Raw genomic sequence first — 23,659 nt, 5'->3', positions numbered from 1 at the left:
ACGAGTAGTTACTGTAATGTAATAAGCTAAAAAAGTGCTTGGATAATGTTTATCCAAGCACTTTTGAAATTAATTATGTATGACTTTTCTTTTTAATTTGTACACCTGTATAAATAGAATTACCTATTAATATTGCGATTCCTAAAAGCCATCCCACCGTAGGAGAGTACTCAAATACATTTTTCAAAGCCATCCCTAAAGAAATAGCTGCCATTCCTAACATTAATAAAAGGACAGTAATGCCTTGCTGTCTTTGCATATATACCACCTCAGATGCTTTTTCTTCTAATCATTGTTTCCTCGGCTGCTCTTTTTTCCCTACAATCCAAGCTAAAGATAAAATTGAAACAGTTACAACTACTGCCGTCAACATCCCTATATCCACCTCTTCCTTATAATTACATTTTAACATACCTTCAGAACAATATTTGAACATACCTATCATAATTAGACTTAGTTAACTTAAAATATGTTGTTGGTACAAAGAAAAAAAACCCTATTTCTAGGGTTTTTCATTTTAATACATATAGAGCGTAACTCTCTTCATTAGAAAATCCAAGTTTACTAGCTAATACTTTTGACGCTTCATTATTATTATCGCAATCCCAAGAAGGCATAACATTCTTTTCTAAACACTTTTTTATAAACTCTTGACCTACTATCTTTCCCAGTCCCTGTCCTCTATAGCTAGGATTAGTCACAATATCGATTTCAGCTATTGTTCCACTATGAAAGATTGACACACATTCAGCGACAATATTTTCTTTATGGATAACACAAACGCCTAATCCGTTTTTCAGAAAATGACTTTCTGATCCCCAGTAATCCACTATATATGATTCATTAAAATTCTTACTTTTTCTTAAAGCGTCGGAGTTAAAATCTTTTAACTCATAAAGATTGGGAAGATTATACTGAGAAGGAACTTTTGAAGGAACAAATCTATACTTAGAACGCATCATTTTCTTTACGTACGGTTCGAAAGTCTCGTCAAAAAAAGCCTCCCAGTCGGTCGATAGAGTAAAAACAGTAAAACGTTTTTCCTTACCATAAACATTCTCAACAAAGTAACGATAGAGAGATTTATTAAACACCCCATCATTCCCTTTACCAAATACATAATAGTCACCTGCAGGTATTCTAAGAAATCCTGACGTTGGCCTCATACGATCATTTACATACACAGATCCTTCAATAACATGATTAACGACAGAAAAAGCAAATGTAGGAGTCTTAAATGATGCTTTTAAAATGTTATGTATCTTATCATAATCTTTTGGTTCTAAATAATACATTTTATCTACTCCTCCTTAACAAAGTATATGTTTATATATTTGTTAATTAATACCACACAAGACTATTTTACTGTAAACTGAATACTACAGATTTAACAATATCTAATTTATAAAAATATCGTACATCAACGTGTTAGCAGGAGAAACTTATGATATCGCTTCATAGAATTTTAAAATTGCGTGATTTAGAGATTTTCCATGTAACAAGAAATGGAAGAATCATATCATATGTAGTCATTGAAGACACTCGAAGTCCATTTACAGAAGAAGACAAAAAACTAGATCCATTATGTTACATGGATGAAGAAGATATTGACGCAATTTTAAACGTCTTTAGGATTTCAATCATTAATGATGAAAAATTAAATACAGAAGATTCAGACCTTATAACATCGTTCTTTTCAGACTTTGTTAACAATACAAATTTAACAAACTTTATTATAAAAGAATACATTCAAGAAGATTTGTATGATCATGAAGTTAATCTAAAGTTCTTCAATAAAATATTAAAAAACATAGGCTCAAATTATAGTATTGAAGAATTTGATGAAATCAACTGGATTTATTTATCTCAGGATTAAGACCGTGTACACAAACCACCCTCTTAGGCACATAGAAAAAAGAGAACCCCTAGGGAAGTAAGGGATTCTGAAAGAGTCACTTTTATAGAATATGCCGCTTTTTATACACCCTTCATTTAGTTGGCTTTTGATTAGGAGGACCAACGTAATCGATGAATTAAAAGCGCACCTTTTATTCATATGTTAGAACACATCCAAAGTAGTATTTATATTCAAAAACATGTTAAAATCTAGTAGTCATTTATACTCGAATACGTATAAATGAACCCTTACAAAAAAAGCAGCCTCGCTTGCCAATGCCGGGGCTGCTTTTTCTTATTTTTCAAGGACTTTTGTCTTAAAAATGGACGTATACCCTGCGAACAAATACTTAGAAATCACATATAATAATATATCTTCTAAGTGAAGGAGGTATGCTACTATAGAAAATTTAGTTAGCTATATTAAAGATTTAGGTTTTCCAATTGCCCTATCTTTTTACTTACTTGTTCGCATTGAAAGCAAATTAGATCGAATTACAGAACTGCTTCAAATTCTTATTGAAAAGAAGGACAAGCAATAAGCAGACTTCTGTTTTTATACCCAAAGCGAACTCGTACCTTCGTCTTCAAGATGCAGCACGTCCACTTCTATTCCTTTATCATATCCATGCTCTCCGCCTGGAAGAACAATCAGTGCGTTTGCTGCAGCTAATGACGAAATAGCGCCTGACTTGTCCATTCCAACAGGCGTTACTAAGAGCCTTCCGCCTTCGTCTGTCATTTCTCCCCGTACCATTCTTGTGAATGCATTAGGCTCTTTAAAACGGCCGTTTAACACCGCTTTTGTTTTATGTAAATGAGGCGCCGGTGAATGTAAAAAGCTGCGAACAATCGGACGTACAAACAGTTCAAACCCGACATAGCAAGCAGATGGGTTTCCTGATAATCCAAACAGCAGCTGTCCGTTTCGTTCTGCGACTGTTGTGACGCTTCCCGGTCGCATCGCAATTTTGTTAAACAGCACATTGGCACCAAGCTTTTCATAAATAGCCGGCAAATAATCATAGTCACCAACGGATACCCCTCCGGTTGTCAGTAAAATATCCACTTCTTCAAGTGCTTTTTCTACCGCTTCATAGCAGCGGTCAAAATCATCTTCAAGCTTCCCTAAATATTTCGGAATTCCCCCGCTTCTTACGATTTGCGCAAGTGCCATATAAGAGTTGCTGTTGCGGATTTTTCCTGGCTCTAGCGGCTCGTTTACATCAAGCAGTTCACTTCCCGTTGTTAACACGCCAACCACCGGCTGCTTCACCACGGCTACATCCGCATAGCCAAACGTAGCTAAAAAAGCCGTGACGCCCGGATTAATGCGCGTTCCTTTTGAAACGAGCACGTCCCCTTTTTTTGTTTCTTCTCCTTTTAACGCAATGTGTTCCCACTTTGAAACAGGCCTGCTTAACGCCATATACGTTTTGCCTTCTTTTTCATACGACTTCGTCACTTCAAGCATCACAACCGCATCACATGAATGAGGCACTTGCGCTCCTGTCATAATGCGCACTGCTTGAAACGGCTTTACTTCTTCTTCAAAAACAGAGCCAGCGCCGATTTCACCTACAACTTCGAACTCTACAGAATGTTCATTTGATACTTCTACGCAGTCTTGTGCTCGAACTGCAAAGCCGTCATAAAGCGATTTATTAAAATGAGGCATGTTTTGGTCGGCAATAATATCTTCTCCTAAATAGCGCCCGTAGCTTTCGGTGATCGATACGTGTTCGATGCTGCCTTTTCTTTTATATGTCATAACTTTTTCAATTGCTTCAGGAATTGAAATAGGTGTTCTGCTTTCTAACATACATTCTTCACTTCCTTTATGTCTGTTCACTTTTTACGCTATGGTGTAAAATCATAGCATATCTCACTATTTCTATCATACAACAAAATTTACTGAAAAAGGATGAAAACACCGATGTCTTCTTTTACACATTTTAATGACCAAGGCCGTGCCAATATGGTCGATATTAGCGAAAAATCTATCACTCGCCGCATTGCAACAGCTCGTTCAAGCATACTCGTTAACAAAGAAATTCACGAAGCCATTGTAGAACATAAAATCGGAAAAGGCGATGTGCTTGCTGTCGCACAAGTAGCAGGGATTATGGCAGCAAAACGCACGTCTGACATTATTCCGATGTGTCACCCTCTTTTATTAAAAGGCGTAAACCTTTCATTTGACTGGGATACAAGCAATGACAAGTATCGTTTATTAATAGAAGCAACTGTTAAAACGGAAGGCTCAACGGGCGTTGAAATGGAAGCTTTAACTGCCGCTTCTGCCTGCGCTCTAACCGTTTATGATATGTGCAAAGCCATTGATAAAGGCATGGTTATCGGCGAAACATATCTGCTTGAAAAATCAGGCGGCAAAAACGGTGACTACAAGCGTACACAAGCGTAAAGGAGGTACATAATGAGCGTACATGAACATAAATCCAAAGCAACTCAGCCCGTTCGCTGCAAAGTCATTACGGTATCCGATACACGTACAAAAGAAACCGATAAAAGCGGCGCGCTAATGATCCAACTTCTGAAAGAACACGAGATGCAGGTCGCTTCCTATGAAATTGTAAAAGACGATCAAACGTCGATTCAACAAGCGATACTTGCCGGATGCAGTGCTGAGGACATTGACGTTGTTCTCACAAACGGCGGCACCGGCATTACAAAACGAGACGTCACAATTGAAGCCGTTCAAGCGCTGATTCATAAAGAAATCGTCGGGTTTGGCGAGCTGTTTCGCATGCTGAGCTACACCGAAGACATTGGCAGCGCAGCGATTATGAGCCGGGCAATTGCCGGGACGATTAACGAAAAAGCCGTTTTTTCTACACCAGGATCAAGCGGTGCTGTTCGCCTAGCTATGACCAAACTGATTTTGCCTGAACTTCGCCACGTTGTGTGGGAATTAAACCGCCAGCGCTAATAAAATGCCTATGCGCAAGCATAGGCATTTTCATTAATCATAGTCTTTATGTACCCACTCATCTTCTGGAATGCCTAAATCTTCTCCAGAAAAACGCTCTTCTTTAAACGGATCTCCTCTAAGATGAAAGCCGTTTTGCTCCCAAAAGCCCGGATGGTTTTCATCAATAGCTTCAAAGCCTCGAAGCCATTTGACACTTTTCCAAAAGTACAAATGCGGCACAACCAATCGCAGCGGATATCCATGCTTAGGTGTAAGCGGCTCTCCGTTAAAGGAATGAGCGAGAAGAATATCGTCTCTCAGTAAATCTTTTACTTCAATGTTTGACGTATAATCATTATCTCCGTGCAGCATGATGTATTTACTTTTCAACTCCATGCCAACTGCTTTTAAAAAGTCTGTAAACAGCACGCCCGTAAATTCATTATCAAGTCTTGTCCATCTCGTTACGCAGTGAATATCACATTTCACCGTTGTTTGAGGCATGTTCAATATATCTTGATACGAAAGCGTCACTTCTTTGTCTACCAACCCAAACACGCGAAGCGTCCACTCCTCTAAGTTATACTCCGGCACGTCGCCTTCGTGTAAAATGGGAAAGCGCTCTGTTACTACCTGACCCGGAGGTACTCGTCCTTCATACTTTGGATCAATTTCCGGTGTTTTCATTCGTTTAATACGGTCTGCTTTGTTCATAGGTACCACCTCTTTATTTTTTTATCAGCGTGCACTTTGCTGACTTGTTTGATTCGTTTCGACTCCTTTATCTCGTAAGAAAAACATCGCTGCTAATGTAAGTACATACGGCACCATCATCGTAAACTCGGTCGGTATTGAAAAACCTTGCAGTCGCGTACTCACCGCATCCATTAAACCGAAAAGTATACTCGACGCTAAAATACCGAGCGGATGAGACTGACCGAGCATCATCGCAACAAGTGCAATAAATCCACGCCCTGAAGTCATGCCTTCTGAGAACATCGTGACTTGACCTAATGAAAGCTGTGCTCCTGCAATCCCACACAGAATTCCGCATGCTGCAATCGCAAACAGCTGATATCTTATTGCTTTTAACCCAAGCGTACTTGCTGCTACTTGATTGTAGCCTACTGCTAGAAGACGAAAACCAAAAATCGTTCGATAAAAAAAGATATAAAAAGCAATAGCTGCTAAAAATGCAAAATAGACAAGCGGTGACTGCCCGGAAACAATGTCGCCGACTATAGGTATGTCTTTAATTAAAGGAATATCCCATGTGCCTATTCCATGCATGTTTTTATCGTAATAGGCACCTTTTGTATGAAAAATAGTCCGGAGTAAAAATGTCGTTAAGCCCAGTGCTAAAAAATTAATAGACACCCCAACAACAATTTCATTCGCTTTAAATATCACGACCATCATCCCAAACAGCAACGCAAAAAGTAAGCTTGCTCCAGCCGCAATCACGATCGCAAAAAAGACATTATGAGTATAATAGTTGCCCGCAATCCCGCTAAAAGCTCCAATCAAAATTAGACCTTCTAGCCCTACATTAAATATGCCTACGCGCGCGCAAAGCATTCCGCCCAGCGCCGCTAATAAAATCGGTGCAACCATTCGCAGCGTTGCATTTAACAGTGACCAATCAAGCAGCTCCACGAATATCAGCTCCTTTCTTTTTTGCTTTCCACCACTGCTTTGTGAATTTTGCTGAGATAAATAGAATGAGTACAGCTTGCATAATACTCGCAATTTCTAACGGAATTTCTGTATTACGCTCTAGACCCATCGCTCCTGTTTGCAAAGCGGCAAGTAAAAGAGACGTAAAAATAATGCCGATTGGATTCGATTTTGCTAACAGAGCAGCCATCACTCCAGTCCATGCATATCCAGGAACGGTAAGCGCACCGTCTACAAATCGGTACTGTGAACCAAGCACTTCAAACCCTCCTGCTAATCCAGCCAAGCTCCCGCTAATAAACATACTGAACAGCATGACTTTTACTTGATGAATGCCTCCATACGCTCCGAACAACGGATTTTTTCCAGATGCGTTCACTTCGTACCCAAACACAGAGTAGCGAAGCACTGTCCATAGCAGTAGCGCACCGATTAAAGCAATGATAAATCCGACATGAAGAGGCATTCCTTGAAACACTTTTCCAAGCCACGCCGATTGCTCAATCATAGGCGTTTGAGCGAGAGCTGCTGAGCCTGTTTTATCTTGAAATGGGTGACCTGCTAAATAACTTGCAAATAAAACAGCGATATAATTTAATAAAAGCGTCGAAATGACAAGCTGAATTTTAAAAGCGGCTTCCATCCAGCCTGCTAAAACGGAAAGCAACCCTCCTGCCACAACCGCAGCGGCAATAGCCGCTATCAGCTTGACTACCCCTGGAGCCGGCAGGTAATAAGCAACAATCGCTGCACTGATAGCTCCAACGACCATCTGTCCTTCTCCCCCTAAATTAAACACACCTGCTCTAAAAGCAAATCCGACACCTAACGCAATTAACAGAATAGGCGTAGCGCGAGCCAGCGTAGTAGTGAAGAAATAAAAATTACCAAACGCTCCATTCCAGAGCTCTGTATATGTTTGGAAAACCGAACCACCTGTTAAGGAGATAATAATGCCTCCTATTGCTAAGCCAAAAATGACCGCAATAATTGGTTGGATCAATGATTTAAGAAGTTTCTGCAACTGTATCACCTTCTACCGTTCCTCCTGCCATTAATATGCTTAGCTTCTCTTCCGTCGCTTCTTCTCTTGTAAGCTCTCCAACAATACTGCCTTCGTACATCACTAAAATTCGATCTGATAGTGAGATAATCTCCGACAGCTCAGAAGATACAAGTAAAATAGCCGATCCATTATTGCGTTTTTGAATCAAAGCGTCGTGAATACGTTCCATTGCCCCAATATCCACTCCTCGCGTTGGTTCGGCAGCAAGTAGAAAAGAAGTGTTTTGGCCAAGCTCTCTGGCAACAATCAATTTTTGCAGATTCCCCCCTGACAGTTCTCCTGCTTTTTGCTTAGATGAAGTGGCTTTAATCGAAAATTCATTTATCCATTCCTCCACGCTCGAATTGAATATCTTTCTTTTCAGCCAGCCCATTTTCGAGTAAGAAGCTTTATACTGATAGCCCATCAGCGCATTTTCTTCGATCGTATCGTCTTTAGAGGCTCCCCACATATAGCGGTCTTCTGGAATATGAGCGATTCCTGCTTCTCTTCTTTCACGCACAGATTGCCCTGTAAGATCTTCATCTCCAAGTTTAATACTTCCGCTGTCTGTTTCTACTAATCCAGCGATTGCTTGAAGCAGCTCTGATTGCCCATTTCCTGAAACGCCTGCAATACCGACAATTTCTCCTGCTGAAACGTGAAGAGACACATTTTGCAATACGTTTTTTTGTCCTTTTCCTTTTAAAAAGAGATTTTGTACGCTTAAATGAGAGGTGCCTTGTGACGGCACTCTTGCAGGACGCTCTTTTAATTCTCGTCCTACCATCAGCTTGGCTAAATGGTGAGCATTAGTAGATTCTTTATTTGTGACGCCGGCTACTTTACCATTCCGAAGAACCGTGATGCGGTCCGCTACTTCCATCACTTCTTGCAGCTTATGTGTAATAATAATGATGCTTTTTCCTTGTGAAGCCAAAAAACGGATTGTTTTTAATAGTTCCTTCACTTCATGAGGAGTAAGTACAGCGGTAGGCTCGTCTAAAACAATGATTTCTGCTCCTTGATACAGCACTTTTAAAATTTCAATCTTTTGCTGTTCTCCAATTGAGCAATGCTTTACTTTTTTATGAACATCTACTGAAATCTGATAGGTTTGGGTTAATTGCTGAACATCCTCTTTCGCTTGCCTTCTATTAAAAAAGAGACCTTTCTTTGGCTCATGCCCCAAGACAATATTTTCAGCCACTGAAAAATGAGGAAAAACCATAAAATGCTGATGCACCATGCCTATTCCGTTTTTAATCGCATCCGCAGGAGATGAAAACGAGACGGTTTTCCCATGTAGCTGAATACTTCCTGAACTCGGCTTTTCCATTCCGTAAAGCATCCTCATCAACGTTGTTTTACCAGCACCGTTTTCTCCGACCAGCGCGTGAACCTCGCCTTTTTTTAGCGTAAAAGACACGTTATCGTTTGCTAAAAATGAACCGTATTTCTTCGTTAAATTCGTTAACTGCAGCAGCTCACTCATTCCATTCATTGCTCCTTTCCCCTTTAGGTTTTTTTCAAAAATAAGAAAGAGAAGCCAGCCTTACTCGACTTCTCTTCTCAACTCACTTTGCTAACGGATCTTTTACCACTGTTTTTCCATCAATAATCGAATCTTTAATTTCTTTTAATTGATTAATCACATCTTGTCCTACAAAGTCACTAAGAGGCGTCTTGCTGTCTTGAGTCACATACGTTAACCCAACACCTTTTTCTTTTAAGCCGTATGTCACTACGCCCGATTTAAATTTGTCATTTGCGAGTGCTTCTACCGTTTCATAAGCAGCTGCATCAGATCCTTTTAACTGCGATAAAACGATATGCTCAGGATCTACTTCCGTACGGTCAATATCTTGTCCTGCCGTATAAAAACCTTTTTCTTTTGCTGCTTCAAATACACCCAAGTCGCCTACTGCTGATGCTCCGGCGATAAAATCAGCGCCTTTTGAAGCTTGTAAAATAGCAAGTTCTTTTGCTTTAGCTGGATCAGAGAAGCTTCCAACATAGTTTACTAGAAACTCTGCTTTTGGATTTGTTGATTGTAATCCTTCTTTAAAACTTACCGTCCATTTTTTTAATAATGGAATATCATCAGCTGCAACCATTCCTACTTTATTCGTTTTCGTAATCAATCCTGCCGCTGCTCCTAATAAATATGAAGCTTCTTGCTCACGAAATACAACGCTTCTTACATTTGGTAAATCGACCACTGTATCAATAATCGCAAATTGACGCTGCGGATTTTCTTGAGCTACTTTTTTCAACGCATCTTCGGATTCAAAAGAAGATGTAATAATCAAGTCATAATTTTCGGCTACCGCAGCACGCAAATTACTTTCAATGGCTGCTTGGTCCGTAGATTCAATTGTCTTTACATCAATGTTATACTTCTTCCCAGCGCGCTTTGCTCCATCATCCATTTGCTGAAAAAACGGGTTAACTCCAATCTTTTCAGGCAAAACAAGAGCAATTCGCTTCTTTCCTTTCTCTTCACTTCCACTGCTTTTTGTACTTTTTGACTGACAGCCAGTTACGAGTAGTACAAGCGCAACTGCTAAAATAAGAAATCTCTTCATTTAACTTACTCCCCCTATAATATAAAAAAAGCTCTTCCTTTATATAAAGGAAGAGCTCGTTAACCAAACGTCTCTTCCTCATCTTCAAGAACATACTGTTCTTAAGGATTTGGCACCATTCTGTCATAGACAGCGGTTGCCGGGTTTCACAGGGCCAGTCCCTCCACCTCTCTTGATAAGGAAAACAATAGCTATTTATTTTATGTAATATAGTCAATATTAATAGTTTTTCAACAATTGTCAATATTATTTTTCTTTTTTACGCAAAAAAACTTTAAAAACAGATAGGATTATACGGTTTTAGTCTACTAAAATATAAAATAAAAGTTAAAGCCTTTACCTCATTTCTTGAATCATTCTATACTTCTTCACAAAGCACTTATACTGAATCTGTTGACGGTCAAGAGGGTTTAGTGGTAGCAAATAAGTTTTATTATACCTCTTCCGTTAATGTGTTATTAATTGAAACCACTTTACCAATAATGTTAGACTTTTCCTTAGTAATATTGTTAAGAGGTGTTAACGGTGAAATTAATGAAAGAACTATCTGGCATAGCTATTGGGCTTATTATCGCTTTAGCCATTTCAAAAACATTTTTTGATACCCCGACCAACATTGGAATCATAGTTATTTTTATTACTAGTATGGTCGTAACAGGGATAGCAAGAGTAAAACTAAGATGAGATAATCTAACAAAAAAACGCCACCTTTTATTCGCAAGGTGGTGTTTTCTTTTAATGATTTTAGTATGTAGTAATTCCAAGTGAAGGCTTTTACCCTTCTCCATCAATCATCGTATACTTCCTAGCAAAGCGCTTGTAGTAAATTTGCTCATCCTCTTGTCCATTGTTAAAAACAAGTCGGTTATGATCAATATCTTTCTCTTTTAACACATAGCCTTTTTCATTCATCAGTTGAATATATTCATCTAAATGTCCTTTTTTCACCATATAGTAAAGAACATTATCTGAATCCGTAGTCTTTGCTACATCTTGACTTCCCATTTCTAACTTGAATACGGCTGTTGCTGTTTGAATGGGGCGGTAGTCTCCAAACACCTTTTCCCAGTTTAGTAGCAGCAGCGCGCCGAAGATTATGATACATCCTCCAGCGGCTACGGTTAGTACAAATCGTTTCGACACTTCTTTCTCTCCTTTACATTCTTTTTCTTCTATTTAACACAACAGATTGCCCTAAACTTGTTTTTACGCCAAGTCCTAGATACACAGCAGCACCTAAAGCTATTGAAATACAAGACGTGCTAATCGCAAGTGAAGATGCAGACAGCTTATTTTCTAGAAAATAGTGAGAAGCATAATTGCCAATAAGCACAGCGGCTGACATCACACTTACTAATAAAACAGGAGTCAACGCGGCTTTTCCTAGTGATTGAACTCGGTAAGAAATGGATTTTTCAATTAAATAAAAGTTATAGATAACCGATACACCATATCCTCCGTACGTCGCGACAACAGGTCCAATTTCTTTTAAGCTTGAAACCAACAGTACGTTTAATACTATCTTCACAACAATACCTAAGCCCAAGCCAAAAATTAATTTCTTTTGCTGATTAATTCCTTGAAGAATCGCGGCTGTTACGGTAAAAAGAGCAAATAAAATGGCAGCAGGCGCATACCATTGTAAAACAACTCCACCGATTTCAGGACTGTTTTTCGCTCCAAAGATCATCATATATACCGGCTTACCCAATAAACAAAGCCCCACCGCAGAAGGAAGAGTAAAAAACAACAGCAGCTGCAGCGTTTTTGTAATCTTTCCTTTTACTTCTCGTAAATTTCCTTGCACAAAAGAAGATGTAATACCCGGAATCAGCGACATGCTGAAGGCAGTCGCTAGCGATACCGGCACCATTACTAAAATTTGCGCTAACCCAATGACAGAGTTAATCGTTTCAGCTTTAGCTTGTCCATACCCTATTGATTGAAAGAGCATGTTAATCGTAAACGTATCAATATTTTGATAGATTGGAATAGCTAAACCAACTAATACAAACGGAACAGCGTACGTCACAAGCTCTTTGAACATTAAAGAGAACGGAACAGATTTATTATTCTTTCCGCTATTCACTTCCTTCATAATTAGCCGCTTGCGTTTTAGATACGTCGCACCAAGAATCCCTATACCCCCTAAGCCTCCAATAAACGCTCCAAACGTACCAATTCCAACAGCTTTTGTCATCGTGCTATGAAAGAGATGAATAACAGCGTATGCTCCTGCTAAAATAAACAGCACACGCACTATTTGTTCAATAATTGTACTCAGCGCGGACGGTCCCATGGATTGATTACCTTGAAAATAGCCTCGTAATAGACTCATAGGCGGAATAATAATTAAAGCAAAGCTCACCATTCGGATGACGTACACTACGTCTTTTTGACTATTTCCTGAGGAATCTTTTCCGTTAATAACTAGCTCAGCGAGCGAAGGCGCCATGGTATAGAGGACTAAAAATCCTATTATGCCTGTTATCGTCATTAATAGAAGGCCTGCTTTTAATAGATCTTGCCCTGCCCTGTAGTTTCCAAGACCGTTATATTTCGATACATACTTCGAAACAGCAAGCGGAAGACCCATTGTCGATAAGCTTAGCATCAAGGTATATGGACCGTATGCATACTTATAAAGCGCGTAACCTGACGTTCCGACTAGCGCTGTAAACGGAATAATATAAATAAAACCCAAAATCTTTGTTAGCAAAGAAGACGCTGTTAACAAAAGCGTACCTCTCATCAAATTTTTTTCCATACATCAAAACTCCAGCAATAAATATTATATTTTTAACAAATACTTGATTTATTGTATCATACTTACAGTTATTATCTAGTTTTTTATAAAGACTTAGAATCCTCCCTATATTACGTTTTTTTACATAATAAAGGAATAAAAACAAATCTTTTCACCTATGAGAAATGAATCGTTTTTTGCTTTTCACCTTACCTGACGTTTATATTCTGAAAGGCGTGTTACATTATATATATCAGTTACCAACTCAACTAAGACTCCTTGACCATTCTGGCCTACCTTCTCTTTTAGGTAGACTGAGATTGCTAAATCGTTATATATAGGAGGAAAAAATCATGAAAATGAAACAACGGCTATCAAAAGCGGCTGCTGCTACGACGATTACAGGAATTGCTGCGTTTGGATTTGCTCCTGTGGCTCAGCTTGATACCCCAGCACACGCAGCTACATCTCAAGAAACAAGCAGCCAAAGTCAAACAGCTGTAAAAAACATTAACGAAATTTATAACGCCGCAGTAAAAGGTGAAGTACCACGATTAACAGCGGACTTTAAAATTGGCAAAACCCTGCGTCAAGACGTTCGTGATCAGTTCGGTTCTCCGCCTGAAGGTTCATCAAATAACTTTGACTACTATCATGCGGAAATGGGCCATCCTGGATATGCATTTGGTTATGACCAAAATAACGTCATTAACGAAATTCGCTATTTTGGTACAAATGTAGAGCGTCAAACAAATTTAGGGTCCATCACACAAGCTAACTTAAAGAAAGAATTAGGTCAGCCAAACTTTACAGGTAAAGTAAAAGGTGATGGTACGACTCAAACGAGATACACCTATCACGCCGGCGCCTATGATCTTGAATTTATTTTTGATGATAGCAAAACGTTGAATCACGTAAACTTAGTTACAAAACCTTAAGAAATAGAAAAAAGTAGCAGGCAGCCTGCTACTTTTTTTCATGAAATAAAACTAAGGCGGAATCAGCTACGTGTTCGTACCCAATCTCCATATAAATCTTGTTAGACGTAGGGTTTGTCATGTCCGTGTATAGACTTGTTGTTTGAAATCCTTTGTCTAGCATAAGCTGAGAAAGCGTGGACACACAGCTTGAGGCATAGCCTTTTTTACGTTCTTCCCGCGGCGTGTACACAAAGTTAATCGTAACGTTGTGGGTTGTCGGACGCGTAGCATTAGCAATCGACACATACTTCCCGTTTACTTCCCATAAAAATAGCCGGTCTGCTTTAATAAAAGCTTCGCCTGTTTTGACAGCTTGTTCTTTTGATACAGGCTCCCCAATGACGCCCATAAACTCCCAAATCCATTCTGTCACGAGCGGAAGGTGCTCTAATCTTGCTTTTACCAGCACTCCGTCCGCGTCCGCAGCTTTTTTCACTTTGTCTAACCTATAAATGCGCTGATCCATTTTTAAAGAAGCTCCTTGATTTTTTAAATCTGCTAGTTTTTGAGAAAGATATAAAACCGTTTGTTTTTCTCCAACTAAACCCGGTACGTCGATTTCTTGTAACAGCTCTGCCGCTTCGCTTAGTTCACCCTCCGTTAGCTGCTGTATTTGAGACAGTATGATTTGCCGAGGATGGGTTTGCAGCAACACAAGCGCAGCACGGCTGTCTTTTAAAATAACACCCATAAAATTTGGTTTGCTGTTTTCCTGCAAGCTGTGTAAAATGCCGAGCGCTAAGTTATGAAGAACTTCATTCTTTGATAAAAGCGGCTCTACTTGGTTTTTAAATTCCTGCACTTCTCTATATCTATGTAACTGGATCATTTTCTTTCTAACTCCGCAAATGCTCTTACCGGAAACGTTCCGGCTCCTTTTATTTTAGGAGGCACGGCGTAAAATAAAAAGGACTCCGTTAGTTGATCTAAGCGACATAAGTGTTCAGCAATCACAATGCCCGCTCCTAACAGCAGCGTATGAGCTGGTCTTGCTTTTCCTTTTGTATCGTCAATGTTCATCGAATCAATTCCAACAAGAGCGGGCTGTTGAGACACTAAATAAGCCGCCGCGCTTTCTGTTAAGTATGGATGATTTTCTAAATAATCGTCTGTATTCCAGTAGCGATCCCATCCCGTATGAATTAATACCGCTTTGCCTTTTACGTCTATATGCTGAAAATGAGATTCATCAATAGCCGTTAAAGTCGGATCGACTGAAACTACTATCCCTTCCAGTCCGGCTGTTTTATCAATAGCTGTTTGAGCCAAATCTGCTCCGTTTTTATATCTGTGAAACGGCACGTCAATATACGTACCGGTATTCGTGACCATTTCAATTTTACCGATTTGAAATTCAGTCCCTGGTTCATAAAGCTTTTTAGACTCTTCTCGGCTTAAATAGTCGCAAATGATCGGTGCCGGCAAGCCTTTATGTGTGATAACTCCGTCTTCAATGATGTGGCTTAAATCAATATACGTTCTTTTTTTCATACTACCACCCACTTTTTTCAATATTCAGTAAAAATAGTCTAACACAAAAAAGCTCTTCCTAGTTTCCTAGAAAGAGTTTTTTTTGAGAACGTTATTAACTTGATAAACATACATCGTACGCGTGCTTTGTATAAACAAATCCTTCAAAAATAAGACGGGCCGTACGCACTACTTTGATTCCATTAACCTGTCCTTCTTTTAGATCTACACTGGTTTCCATAATTCCCATTGGATGAGCAAGTCGAACCGTATCGCCTTTTAGTTGAACCATTTCTGACAGAAGCGTGCCTTTTGTATAGATAGCCGCCGTTGTACAAATTGCTCCTGTAATCGCAAGCGTTTGATGCGGTTTTTGCATCGACATCATGCGAATTAATACGTCCATTTGAGAAGCAGCTTTTTCTCTGCCAGTCCCGTCGCGGTGGTCCATCGGAGGAGCAATAATCGTCATTTTTGGAACCGCTGGTGATAGTTTAGTTGCTTTGTCTTGAGGTGCGAGCCCCGCTTTTTCCGCTGCAATGGAGCGAATTTCTTCAAATAGCTTCAGCTGTTTGTCCGTGTATTCATGTGGAAGTTCTGTTCCTTTTAGGCCAATATCCGCTGCTTTAACAAATACAAGCGGATTTCCTACATCAACAATTGATGCTTTTACTGTTCCGATAGATGTTTGCAGAAGATCAATAGCGTTCCCGGTCGGAAGCAGTTTTCCGGTAACGGCTCCTTCTCCATTTTCAAACGAAAGATAAATAGGTGAACCCGTACCTGGCACTCCAGGAATCATACATTCCCCTTCTGTTTTCACTTTCCCGTTTTCTACTTCTACTTCCGCTACGATTACTTTTTTAGTATTCGTATTGTAAATCCGCACTTTGGTCACCGGTTCCACAGCTTGTACAAGTCCTTGTTCAATTGCGTAAGGCCCCACTGCTGAGGAGATATTGCCGCAGTTTCCTTTAAAATCAACGAGAGATTCGCTGATGCTAACCTGCGCAAACGTGTAATCTACGTCAGCTTCTTCTAAATCTGATTTTTTAATAATCGCAATTTTACTTGTCAGCGAATTAGCTCCGCCCAACCCGTCAATTTGACGTTGATCCGGACTTCCCATTATATCTAGCAAAAACGGTTCCCAATCCGATTTGTTCACAGGCATTTCTTCATGATTGATAAAAACCCCTTTACTCGTTCCACCTCTCATAACCGTTACAGGAATACGCGTCATCTTAATCACCTTTCTCCCCTACTAACAAACGCCGAGGCGTTCATCAAACCATTTTATTTTTTACTATTTAGAACCGGTTCATTTGCCATTTATCGTATAATAGAGGTGGTCATAAGTAAAATACATAAAATTTATTGTCTTTTTTAAAAAAATTTTATAATCTAAATACAAGGGGGAATTGGGATGGATCAAAAAGATTGGATATTAATTAAAACGCTTCACGAAGAAAAGAACATTACGCGGACGGCTGAAAGGCTCTATGTATCGCAGCCTTCTTTAAGCTACCGGCTTAAAAATCTTGAAGAAGAATTTGGCGTGACGCTTTTTTTCAAAACGAAAAAAGGAATTGAGTTTACATCTGAAGGTGAGCATCTTGTTCGCTATGCAGAAAACATGTGGAAGCAGCTGCAAGAAACAAAAGACAGCATGCGTAATATGAGCGAAACCGTTACAGGCACGCTTCGCTTAGGGGTATCGAGTAACTTCGCACAGCATAAGCTTCCTAAAATTTTAAAGCAGTTTTCTCTTCACTATCCAAACGTGCAGTTCAGTGTGAATACAGGCTGGAGTACGCAAGTTATGAATCTATTAGACTCTTCGCGTGTGCACGTTGGTATTTTACGAGGCAATTACCCGTGGAACGGAGAAAAATCACTGCTGACGAAAGAGCGGCTTTGCTTAATTTCAAAAAAAGAAATTGCGATTGATGACTTGCCGAGCCTGCCTTATATTAATTATAAAACGGATACGTCGCTAAAAGATCTCATTCAAGACTGGTGGCATGACAAGTTTTCAGAGCCTCCGTTTGTGGCAATGGAAGTTGACCGGCAAGAAACAGCCAAAGAAATGGTTAAAAATGATTTAGGCTTTGCGATTTTACCAGAAATTTGCCTTCACTCCAGCGACAATTTATATACATACGGACTTTCATACCGAGATGAATCACCTTTGCTTCGAAACACGTGGCTCATGTATGATCCTTCTTATTTGAATCTAGCGGTCGTGAAAGCATTTATTGACTTTTTAAAGCTAAGTGAAAAATAAAGCAAAAGCTAAAAAGTTTGCGTCTTGGAAGAAACTTTCTTTTAGACCAAGCTTTTTTCTAGACTACCATTATAAAAAAATTTTATGAACTTTCTAAAAAAACCTATATTTCCTTTATTTTTCAAAATGTACTAACATGAAAACAAGAAACATCAGCGGGGGTAAAGAGCGGCTTTAAAAATTCTTAATAATCAAACTACGGCTCATACATGGGGATGAGAGATGTTAGTCACGTTTTTTTACTCTAAAAGTAAACGCTTTCAAAGAAAAGAGGGAAAATAAAGGAGGTTGTTTGAATGCTAGCACTACTAGGTTTTACAATGATTATTGTCTTTACGTATCTCATTATGTCAAAAAGGATGTCTCCTATCGTAGCTTTAATGGTCATTCCACTTCTTTTTGCGGTGATTGGAGGGTTTGGCAAAGGCGTCGGAGACATGATGCTAGAAGGGTTAAAACAAGTAGCTCCGTCAGCTGCGATGCTGCTGTTTGCCATTTTATACTTCGGCGTTATGATTGATGCCGGCCTGTTTGATCCATTAATTAAGCAGCTGTTAAAAATCGTAAAAGGCGATCCACTCAAAATCGTGATTGGAACCGCTCTTCTATCGCTTTTAGTTGCACTAGACGGAGACGGTACAACTACTTATATGATTACGGTTTCTGCTCTTCTTCCACTGTATAAACGTCTGAATATGAGCCCGTTAGTGTTAACGACGGTTGCGATGCTTTCTCTTAGTATTATGAGCAGCATGACACCTTGGGGAGGCCCGGCTACTCGTGCGATTGTCGCCCTTCACCTCGATGCATCAGAGTTCTTTATTCCACTTCTTCCAACGTTAATTGGCGGAGCTTTGTGGGTGATTTTTACAGGCTATATTCTTGGAAAAAAAGAGCGCAGACGACTTGGTGCTATTGACATCGAGCAGTTTGAATTAAAAAGCTCGCTTGCTTTTGCTGAAGACGCGTCTTTAACTTCTCAAGAAGATATTACACAGCCTAAAAAAATCTGGATTAACTTAGCTTTAACCGTTGCACTTATGGTCGTATTAGTTTCTGGTATTTGGTCCGTTTCTGTTTTATTTATGATTGGTTTTGCGCTTGCTCTTATGATTAACTATCCAAAACTTGAGGATCAAAAAGAACGTTTAATGGCTCATGCAGGCAACGCGTTAACCGTTGCAGCCCTTGTGTTTGCAGCCGGTATTTTTACAGGAATACTATCCGGCACTAAAATGGTTGACGAAATGGCAAGCCTGTTAATTCATTTAGTTCCTGATTCACTCGGTTCGTTTTTACCAACAATCGTTGCTTTAACAAGCATGCCGTTTACATTTGTGATGAGTAATGACGCTTATTACTTCGGTGTTTTACCAATATTCGCTGAAACTGCTGCTTCTTACGGAATTGATCCGATGGAAATTGCGCGGGCTTCAGTACTCGGACAACCTGTTCATCTGTTAAGTCCACTCGTGGCCTCTACTTTCTTACTTGTAGGTATGGTAGGTGTTGATCTTGGTGAACATCAGCGCTTTGCATTTAAATGGGCTGTTTTAACGTCTCTTGTTCTCATTGTCCTTGCTATTGTCACAGGCGCACTTACGCTATTTTAATAGGGAATAAAAGCTGCTATAGCTTTTTATTAATAAATTCTAAATGATAGGTGGAGGTACTTCTAAAATGTATGTGATTACGTGTTATGTCGGAAAAGGCGAAATGAAAATGTACGAGTTTGATAGTAAAGAAGAAGCGCTTTCTCAGCTCAAAAAGCTGAAAGGCTGCAGTATTCTTTCGGAAGTTGTTTATTTTAATGATTCATCGGTTATTCCGATAGCTATTTAATTATGCACAACTCAACCCTATAGGTACAAATTTGATAAGCTTCCTTTCGCTCAAAAGGAAGCTTCTTTTTTATGTTCTTCTCAAGCTCCGCCCCTTTTCTCTCATCAACGTTTTGTTACGTCTGGTTCGTTTTGTTTCCTTGCTTCAATCATATGAATAATTCGATTAGTATGTGGAGTTAACGCTGTACATTTTTGATAGAAGGCTCCGTCTACAACAAGCAGCTCTTCGTCCATCCCGCAAAACTTGCAGCGGAGCTCTTGTGGTCCTGCGTATGAGGTGTGATAAACACTATCATTAAAGATGGTATAAAAAGTATTTCGTTGCTGCGCGTCGTAAAAGCCATATTCTTTATTACTGTCATCCCGGTAGTTAACACCATAGTTCCGTTCAAATTCTTCTTGAGTAAATCCATCCTGCAAAAGTTCATTTTGTACTAGTTCTCTTAAACAACCTTCTATTTCTTTGTAGTTAAATGAACAATTATGTGCGTAAACATCCAGTTCTTCAGTGCTGTTCTCTTTTATCATCACTTCACTGCCGCAAATCTTACAGGGGTGTTTAGGACGCTGTTGATTAAAGTAAGAGAGAGTTTGTACCTTTTCCACTGCTATTTCATCGCTCACCTTTTTAAATTTAATCATCACATTTTCTGTTTGACTAACGTTTTCGTTATACAACATCACTTCATATTCATCTATATTCTTTCCGTTTTCTTTTCGACTCGAATGCTCCATTACTTCATATGAAGAAATAGTAAAAAACTCGTTAAAATTCACCACTAGCATGCATCCTTCCAAAAAATTTGCGTTCTCTATGTACCTGCTCTATACTACCATTTTTTCAAAGGCTTGCACCACTAAACGAACTTCTTTTAAATTCATGCATGTATAGCAGTTCACTATAACTCCCAAATATCCGATCAGTTGGCTATTTCACATTCACATCAAATAAATAAGTTGCCTTTCCATGAGGCCATTTACCCGCTACTTCGTAAAGATAGTAACCGTTCTTTGAAGACACTTCAATATGATTATCCGTTATTTTAATTTTTTCTTTTTGATTATTTTTGTTTAGTTGATAAATTGTAAGTTTTGGATTGTTTTTTAGTAGAATTGTAACTTTGGTATCTTTCTCTAGCGTGAGGTCATCAAATTCTTTAGCAACCTCTTTTGGTGAGTAAGAATCCGTTTTGGTTATGTGCGCACCATCGTCACCGTTCCATTCATATTCTCCTGCTTGCATTTCATACTCTTTGTCATTAACCACAATGCTTCCTGACACTGGAACTTGTTCATCATTAGGTGTAGATACATTTACCTTTTCTTGGTTGCAACCAACTAGTAAGAAAAAGAATAACGATGTAAGAACTACTTTATTCATACTTCCCCTCCTCTTAAGACTCGCTCTTCTCCTCATCTTATTTTTCATCACAAATATATAATACCAAAAATATCCATAAGAGAAACCATGAAAAATCGTCACAATTATGATTTACATCAATCTGTTTGGTTACAACGCCTTATGCATATTCTTTTACTATGCGTCATACGTAACACTAACCCTTTTATAAGGAGGATTTCATGAATACGTATATAATCATCAGCATTAGCATTGTTGCCAGCGCATTTTTATTTCGGAAATATCGAAAGCAAGTCGTTGAAATATATACAATCAGTGAATTTATTCATGCTAAAAACGGCGCGGTCGCTACAGGTTCCACATGGCTTGAAAAGTTTTGGAAAGAACCTTACGCTACCGGACCAAACTATGAAAAAACAGAGGATGACGTTAGCGAGGATGGAGATGGGGATGGCGGAGAATAACTAAAACAAAAAAAGAGATTGTGATATAACTACATCAATCCCATCTAAAGATCAACAGATTGGATACATGAGGTGGATGACACCTACGCTCATCCTACCAATAAAAAATCCGAACGGTGAAGATTCTCCATCAAGAATCTTCACCGTTCGGATCGCCCTTCAGTTAGAACACTTTTGTCCCAGCCTATTTCTTATTAATCATCGCTGCCTAAAATACCAAAAAAGCGAAGCAAGTTGATGAATAGATTAATAAAGTCTAAATAAAGAGATAGTGCCAGCAGTGGAACAAGCTCTTCTGTAATTTCACCATGCTTCATTTTGTTAAAATCATATAGTACGTAAAGTGAGAAAACGATGGTTCCAATCACTGAGAATGCCATGAGTCCAGGCGTTGTTAAGGGACTAAACAGCGAGAAAATACTGATGCACACTAGTGCTAACAGCGCCACTAATAAAAAGCTGCCTAAAAACCCTAGATCTTTTTTCGTTTTTGCGCCAATTACACCCATCACCGTAAAAATAACGAACGTGCTTCCAAACGCATAAAGAACGACTTGCGCCCCCGCTACTGATGCATAGTAGCTGACAATCGGAAACAGCGTGATGCCTGATATAAATGAAAAAGCATATGTAAAGCCATATCCTACGCTTTTTTTCTTTCGTAACATAAATGCGGCAACCAGCATCACAAGTTCAGCAATCGCTAATGGAAGGAAATAAGCCGGCGGCACATATTGACCTACATATAAGCCAACTGTTGAAATAAATAACGAAAAAATAAATGTGACTAATACTTTTTGAAACAGAGACCGCTGCTCTACTCCAATCACTTCTTGCATGTGTAAAACCTTCTTTCTAAAATCTGTTATATTTTATATAATACCTACCTTTTCAAGAAAAATAAAGATAATACTAAGGTCTTTTTTCTTATTTTTATAGACAAGAAAGCATAGACACTGCCGTCTATGCTTTCTTGTCACCTCTTTATTTCGGCAACAGAATACCATCGATAATTCCATACTCCCTTGCTTCTTCAGCACTCATGAAATAATCTCGTTCCGTATCGTTTGCCACTTTTTCAACCGGCTGCCCCGTTCGTGTTGATATGATTTCATTAATATGCTGCTTCAATTTTAAAATCCGCCGAGCGCTAATTTCAATTTCAGTCGCCTGCCCTCTAGCTCCTCCTAGCGGCTGATGAATCATAACTTCACTATTTGGAAGCGCATAGCGCTTTCCTTTTGCTCCTGCTAGGAGAAGCAGTGCGCCAAAAGAAGCGGCCATGCCCGTGCAAATTGTTTGAACGTCCGGCTCAATGTACTGCATCGTATCATAAATCGCAAACCCTGCTGAAGTCGAACCTCCGGGGCTGTTGATATAAAGTGAAATATCTTTTTTAGGATCATCTGCCGCAAGAAATAAGAGCTGCGCGACCACGCTGTTAGCAATATGATCATTGATTTCATCACCAATTAAAATAATTCGGTCTTTTAACAGCCTTGAATAAATATCAAAAGAACGTTCACCGCGGTTACTTTGTTCAATTACATATGGAATTGTACTCATATATATCCTCCCTATCACACGTAATATGGCTATGCAGCCATGCAGAGAGTGCATGTCGGAGTATACGTCGGTTTTTGGATGATGCTTTTTAAGGAAGGTAAAGCTTGAATCAAAAGAGCTGGATCCTGCGATTCTAACGTTTTGTAAAACAGCTCTGACAGCTTTTTGCGTTCTTGTTCATTCCAAAAAGAATCTGTAGAAAACGGCTCACTGTCTTTTTCTAACCGCTGCTTAGCACGATGTAAATTGCTTTTCACCGCTGTTTCTGACGTTTGTAAAATCGAAGCGATCTCTTTCAGCTGATAGCGAAAGCCTTCTTTTAAGAAAAAGATAACCGCTTGCTTCGGCGTAAATTGACTAAGCAGCAGTTCGACCGAGTGTCCCTTACTATCAAACGCATGCTTATCGGCTTGTTGTTCCAAAGCTTTTTCTTCGACTATTCCTTCACGCTTTCGTTTTCGCAGCAGGTCAATCCAGTGGTGGTACGCAATTTTATTTAACAGCGCAGAAGACAAATTGTGCTCTTCGCCTTTATATCGCTGAGCTTTTAAAAACGTTTCTTGCGCGATATCATCTCCGTCCCACACATTTTGTGCTAAAAAGCGGCAGTACTGCTGCAGTTTTGGGTAATGCTCGTTCCAGCAGGCATCGTTAAAGCTTTCTGTTTGTTTTTCAATTTTTTTTGAATGTGACATGATTTTCACTCCTTTTGCACTCTCTATTTACTAAACGATTAAAGGAAGTTCAAAAGATACGGGGAATCAAACTTTTTTATACATTATACGCTTAAGCAGCCATTTTTTT

Annotated in this window: 28 protein-coding genes and 1 riboswitch; of the genes, 10 read left to right on the top strand and 18 right to left on the bottom strand. The window is 39.2% G+C overall.

The annotated features are described in order from the left end of the window. Positions 1 to 73 precede the first annotated feature (73 nt). Positions 74 to 259 (bottom strand): hypothetical protein, encoded by a 186-nt coding sequence (locus ACH0CI_RS05655; protein WP_335707333.1) that lies wholly within the window; start codon positions 257 to 259, stop codon positions 74 to 76. Positions 260 to 512: 253 nt separating this feature from the next. Beyond that, positions 513 to 1,295: a GNAT family N-acetyltransferase gene (locus tag ACH0CI_RS05650; protein ID WP_406901008.1), complete on the bottom strand. Its 783-nt coding sequence runs from the start codon at positions 1,293 to 1,295 to the stop codon at positions 513 to 515. 149 nt (positions 1,296 to 1,444) lie between these two features. Here ACH0CI_RS05650 and ACH0CI_RS05645 point away from each other — a divergent pair, with 149 nt between their 5' ends. Further along, positions 1,445 to 1,876, top strand: coding sequence for a terpene synthase (locus ACH0CI_RS05645; RefSeq protein WP_335707331.1), 432 nt, complete (start codon positions 1,445 to 1,447; stop codon positions 1,874 to 1,876). A 421-nt stretch (positions 1,877 to 2,297) separates the two neighbouring features. After that, positions 2,298 to 2,438: a YvrJ family protein gene (locus ACH0CI_RS05640; protein ID WP_080963362.1), complete on the top strand. Its 141-nt coding sequence runs from the start codon at positions 2,298 to 2,300 to the stop codon at positions 2,436 to 2,438. A gap of 14 nt (positions 2,439 to 2,452) precedes the next feature. Here ACH0CI_RS05640 and ACH0CI_RS05635 read toward each other — a convergent pair whose 3' ends face one another. Beyond that, complete coding sequence (locus ACH0CI_RS05635; protein ID WP_406901007.1) at positions 2,453 to 3,718, bottom strand: molybdopterin molybdotransferase MoeA; 1,266 nt, start codon at positions 3,716 to 3,718, stop codon at positions 2,453 to 2,455. Positions 3,719 to 3,832: 114 nt separating this feature from the next. Between ACH0CI_RS05635 and moaC the strand changes: the two genes are divergently transcribed. Continuing rightward, positions 3,833 to 4,321 carry a cyclic pyranopterin monophosphate synthase MoaC gene (moaC, locus tag ACH0CI_RS05630; protein ID WP_406901006.1) on the top strand — a complete coding sequence of 163 codons (489 nt, stop codon included), beginning with the start codon at positions 3,833 to 3,835 and terminating at the stop codon, positions 4,319 to 4,321. 12 nt (positions 4,322 to 4,333) lie between these two features. Beyond that, the gene (locus ACH0CI_RS05625; RefSeq protein ID WP_047750056.1) at positions 4,334 to 4,846 is read left to right on the top strand and encodes a MogA/MoaB family molybdenum cofactor biosynthesis protein; all 513 of its coding nucleotides are present in this window, start codon (positions 4,334 to 4,336) and stop codon (positions 4,844 to 4,846) included. 33 nt (positions 4,847 to 4,879) lie between these two features. Here ACH0CI_RS05625 and ACH0CI_RS05620 read toward each other — a convergent pair whose 3' ends face one another. The 5 genes from ACH0CI_RS05620 to ACH0CI_RS05600 form a co-directional block, all read right to left on the bottom strand. Then, positions 4,880 to 5,542, bottom strand: a complete 663-nt coding sequence (locus ACH0CI_RS05620; protein ID WP_335707328.1) for a sulfite oxidase-like oxidoreductase — start codon at positions 5,540 to 5,542, stop codon at positions 4,880 to 4,882. Between the two features lie 24 nt (positions 5,543 to 5,566). After that, a complete protein-coding gene (locus tag ACH0CI_RS05615) occupies positions 5,567 to 6,484 on the bottom strand; it encodes an ABC transporter permease (RefSeq protein ID WP_406901005.1) in 918 nt (305 codons plus the stop codon). Beyond that, the gene (locus ACH0CI_RS05610; RefSeq protein WP_335707326.1) at positions 6,471 to 7,538 is read right to left on the bottom strand and encodes an ABC transporter permease; all 1,068 of its coding nucleotides are present in this window, start codon (positions 7,536 to 7,538) and stop codon (positions 6,471 to 6,473) included. Before ACH0CI_RS05610 ends, ACH0CI_RS05615 begins: the two co-directional genes overlap by 14 nt. Further along, positions 7,513 to 9,045, bottom strand: a complete 1,533-nt coding sequence (locus ACH0CI_RS05605; protein ID WP_049166396.1) for an ABC transporter ATP-binding protein — start codon at positions 9,043 to 9,045, stop codon at positions 7,513 to 7,515. The genes ACH0CI_RS05610 and ACH0CI_RS05605 overlap by 26 nt, the downstream gene beginning before the upstream one ends. A gap of 82 nt (positions 9,046 to 9,127) precedes the next feature. Next, complete coding sequence (locus ACH0CI_RS05600) at positions 9,128 to 10,138, bottom strand: BMP family protein (protein ID WP_033579996.1); 1,011 nt, start codon at positions 10,136 to 10,138, stop codon at positions 9,128 to 9,130. A gap of 75 nt (positions 10,139 to 10,213) precedes the next feature. Then, positions 10,214 to 10,320: riboswitch (SAM riboswitch) on the bottom strand. A 343-nt stretch (positions 10,321 to 10,663) separates the two neighbouring features. On the opposite strand from ACH0CI_RS05600, the gene ACH0CI_RS05595 reads away from it, so the two are divergent. Further along, positions 10,664 to 10,822 carry a hypothetical protein gene (locus tag ACH0CI_RS05595; RefSeq protein WP_155404186.1) on the top strand — a complete coding sequence of 53 codons (159 nt, stop codon included), beginning with the start codon at positions 10,664 to 10,666 and terminating at the stop codon, positions 10,820 to 10,822. 90 nt (positions 10,823 to 10,912) lie between these two features. Here ACH0CI_RS05595 and ACH0CI_RS05590 read toward each other — a convergent pair whose 3' ends face one another. Together ACH0CI_RS05590 and ACH0CI_RS05585 are read right to left on the bottom strand one after the other, a co-directional pair. After that, a complete protein-coding gene (locus tag ACH0CI_RS05590) occupies positions 10,913 to 11,281 on the bottom strand; it encodes a hypothetical protein (protein ID WP_335707325.1) in 369 nt (122 codons plus the stop codon). Positions 11,282 to 11,294: 13 nt separating this feature from the next. Continuing rightward, positions 11,295 to 12,905 carry a putative polysaccharide biosynthesis protein gene (locus tag ACH0CI_RS05585; protein WP_033579994.1) on the bottom strand — a complete coding sequence of 537 codons (1,611 nt, stop codon included), beginning with the start codon at positions 12,903 to 12,905 and terminating at the stop codon, positions 11,295 to 11,297. A gap of 332 nt (positions 12,906 to 13,237) precedes the next feature. Between ACH0CI_RS05585 and ACH0CI_RS05580 the strand changes: the two genes are divergently transcribed. Further along, a complete protein-coding gene (locus ACH0CI_RS05580) occupies positions 13,238 to 13,822 on the top strand; it encodes a YjgB family protein (protein ID WP_335707323.1) in 585 nt (194 codons plus the stop codon). Between the two features lie 28 nt (positions 13,823 to 13,850). On the opposite strand, the gene ACH0CI_RS05575 is transcribed toward ACH0CI_RS05580, so the two are convergent. The 3 genes from ACH0CI_RS05575 to ACH0CI_RS05565 form a co-directional block, all read right to left on the bottom strand. Beyond that, a complete protein-coding gene (locus tag ACH0CI_RS05575) occupies positions 13,851 to 14,693 on the bottom strand; it encodes a GNAT family N-acetyltransferase (RefSeq protein ID WP_406901004.1) in 843 nt (280 codons plus the stop codon). After that, complete coding sequence (locus ACH0CI_RS05570; RefSeq protein WP_335707321.1) at positions 14,690 to 15,355, bottom strand: cyclase family protein; 666 nt, start codon at positions 15,353 to 15,355, stop codon at positions 14,690 to 14,692. The genes ACH0CI_RS05575 and ACH0CI_RS05570 overlap by 4 nt, the downstream gene beginning before the upstream one ends. A 94-nt stretch (positions 15,356 to 15,449) precedes the next feature. After that, on the bottom strand, positions 15,450 to 16,577 hold the full coding sequence (locus tag ACH0CI_RS05565) for a 2-methylaconitate cis-trans isomerase PrpF family protein (RefSeq protein ID WP_063247156.1): 1,128 nt from the start codon (positions 16,575 to 16,577) through the stop codon (positions 15,450 to 15,452). Between the two features lie 183 nt (positions 16,578 to 16,760). Between ACH0CI_RS05565 and ACH0CI_RS05560 the strand changes: the two genes are divergently transcribed. The 3 genes from ACH0CI_RS05560 (at position 16,761) to ACH0CI_RS05550 (ending at position 19,463) form a co-directional block, all read left to right on the top strand. After that, positions 16,761 to 17,621 carry a LysR family transcriptional regulator gene (locus tag ACH0CI_RS05560; protein ID WP_028414936.1) on the top strand — a complete coding sequence of 287 codons (861 nt, stop codon included), beginning with the start codon at positions 16,761 to 16,763 and terminating at the stop codon, positions 17,619 to 17,621. Between the two features lie 296 nt (positions 17,622 to 17,917). Next, complete coding sequence (locus ACH0CI_RS05555; RefSeq protein ID WP_049165983.1) at positions 17,918 to 19,234, top strand: CitMHS family transporter; 1,317 nt, start codon at positions 17,918 to 17,920, stop codon at positions 19,232 to 19,234. 67 nt (positions 19,235 to 19,301) lie between these two features. Then, complete coding sequence (locus ACH0CI_RS05550) at positions 19,302 to 19,463, top strand: hypothetical protein (protein ID WP_164796205.1); 162 nt, start codon at positions 19,302 to 19,304, stop codon at positions 19,461 to 19,463. Between the two features lie 104 nt (positions 19,464 to 19,567). On the opposite strand, the gene ACH0CI_RS05545 is transcribed toward ACH0CI_RS05550, so the two are convergent. Together ACH0CI_RS05545 and ACH0CI_RS05540 are read right to left on the bottom strand one after the other, a co-directional pair. Beyond that, positions 19,568 to 20,245, bottom strand: a complete 678-nt coding sequence (locus ACH0CI_RS05545; protein WP_406901003.1) for a hypothetical protein — start codon at positions 20,243 to 20,245, stop codon at positions 19,568 to 19,570. A 148-nt stretch (positions 20,246 to 20,393) separates the two neighbouring features. Next, positions 20,394 to 20,846 (bottom strand): hypothetical protein, encoded by a 453-nt coding sequence (locus ACH0CI_RS05540; RefSeq protein WP_406901002.1) that lies wholly within the window; start codon positions 20,844 to 20,846, stop codon positions 20,394 to 20,396. A gap of 200 nt (positions 20,847 to 21,046) precedes the next feature. Between ACH0CI_RS05540 and ACH0CI_RS05535 the strand changes: the two genes are divergently transcribed. Beyond that, positions 21,047 to 21,289: a hypothetical protein gene (locus tag ACH0CI_RS05535; protein ID WP_406901000.1), complete on the top strand. Its 243-nt coding sequence runs from the start codon at positions 21,047 to 21,049 to the stop codon at positions 21,287 to 21,289. A 194-nt stretch (positions 21,290 to 21,483) separates the two neighbouring features. Here the strand turns inward: ACH0CI_RS05535 and ACH0CI_RS05530 are convergent, their stop codons facing one another. The 3 genes from ACH0CI_RS05530 to ACH0CI_RS05520 form a co-directional block, all read right to left on the bottom strand. After that, a complete protein-coding gene (locus ACH0CI_RS05530) occupies positions 21,484 to 22,128 on the bottom strand; it encodes a Bax inhibitor-1/YccA family protein (RefSeq protein WP_028409806.1) in 645 nt (214 codons plus the stop codon). A 145-nt stretch (positions 22,129 to 22,273) separates the two neighbouring features. Continuing rightward, positions 22,274 to 22,855 (bottom strand): ATP-dependent Clp endopeptidase proteolytic subunit ClpP, encoded by a 582-nt coding sequence (clpP, locus tag ACH0CI_RS05525; RefSeq protein ID WP_406900999.1) that lies wholly within the window; start codon positions 22,853 to 22,855, stop codon positions 22,274 to 22,276. Between the two features lie 29 nt (positions 22,856 to 22,884). Next, a complete protein-coding gene (locus tag ACH0CI_RS05520; protein WP_335707317.1) occupies positions 22,885 to 23,550 on the bottom strand; it encodes a sigma-70 family RNA polymerase sigma factor in 666 nt (221 codons plus the stop codon). Positions 23,551 to 23,659: the final 109 nt, after the last annotated feature.

It is taken from the genome of Priestia sp. 179-F W1.4 NHS, assembly GCF_045369295.1.
In the GTDB taxonomy this organism is placed as follows: Bacteria; Bacillota; Bacilli; order Bacillales; family Bacillaceae_H; genus Priestia; species Priestia zanthoxyli.
This window is presented reverse-complemented; position numbering and strand designations above follow the sequence as displayed.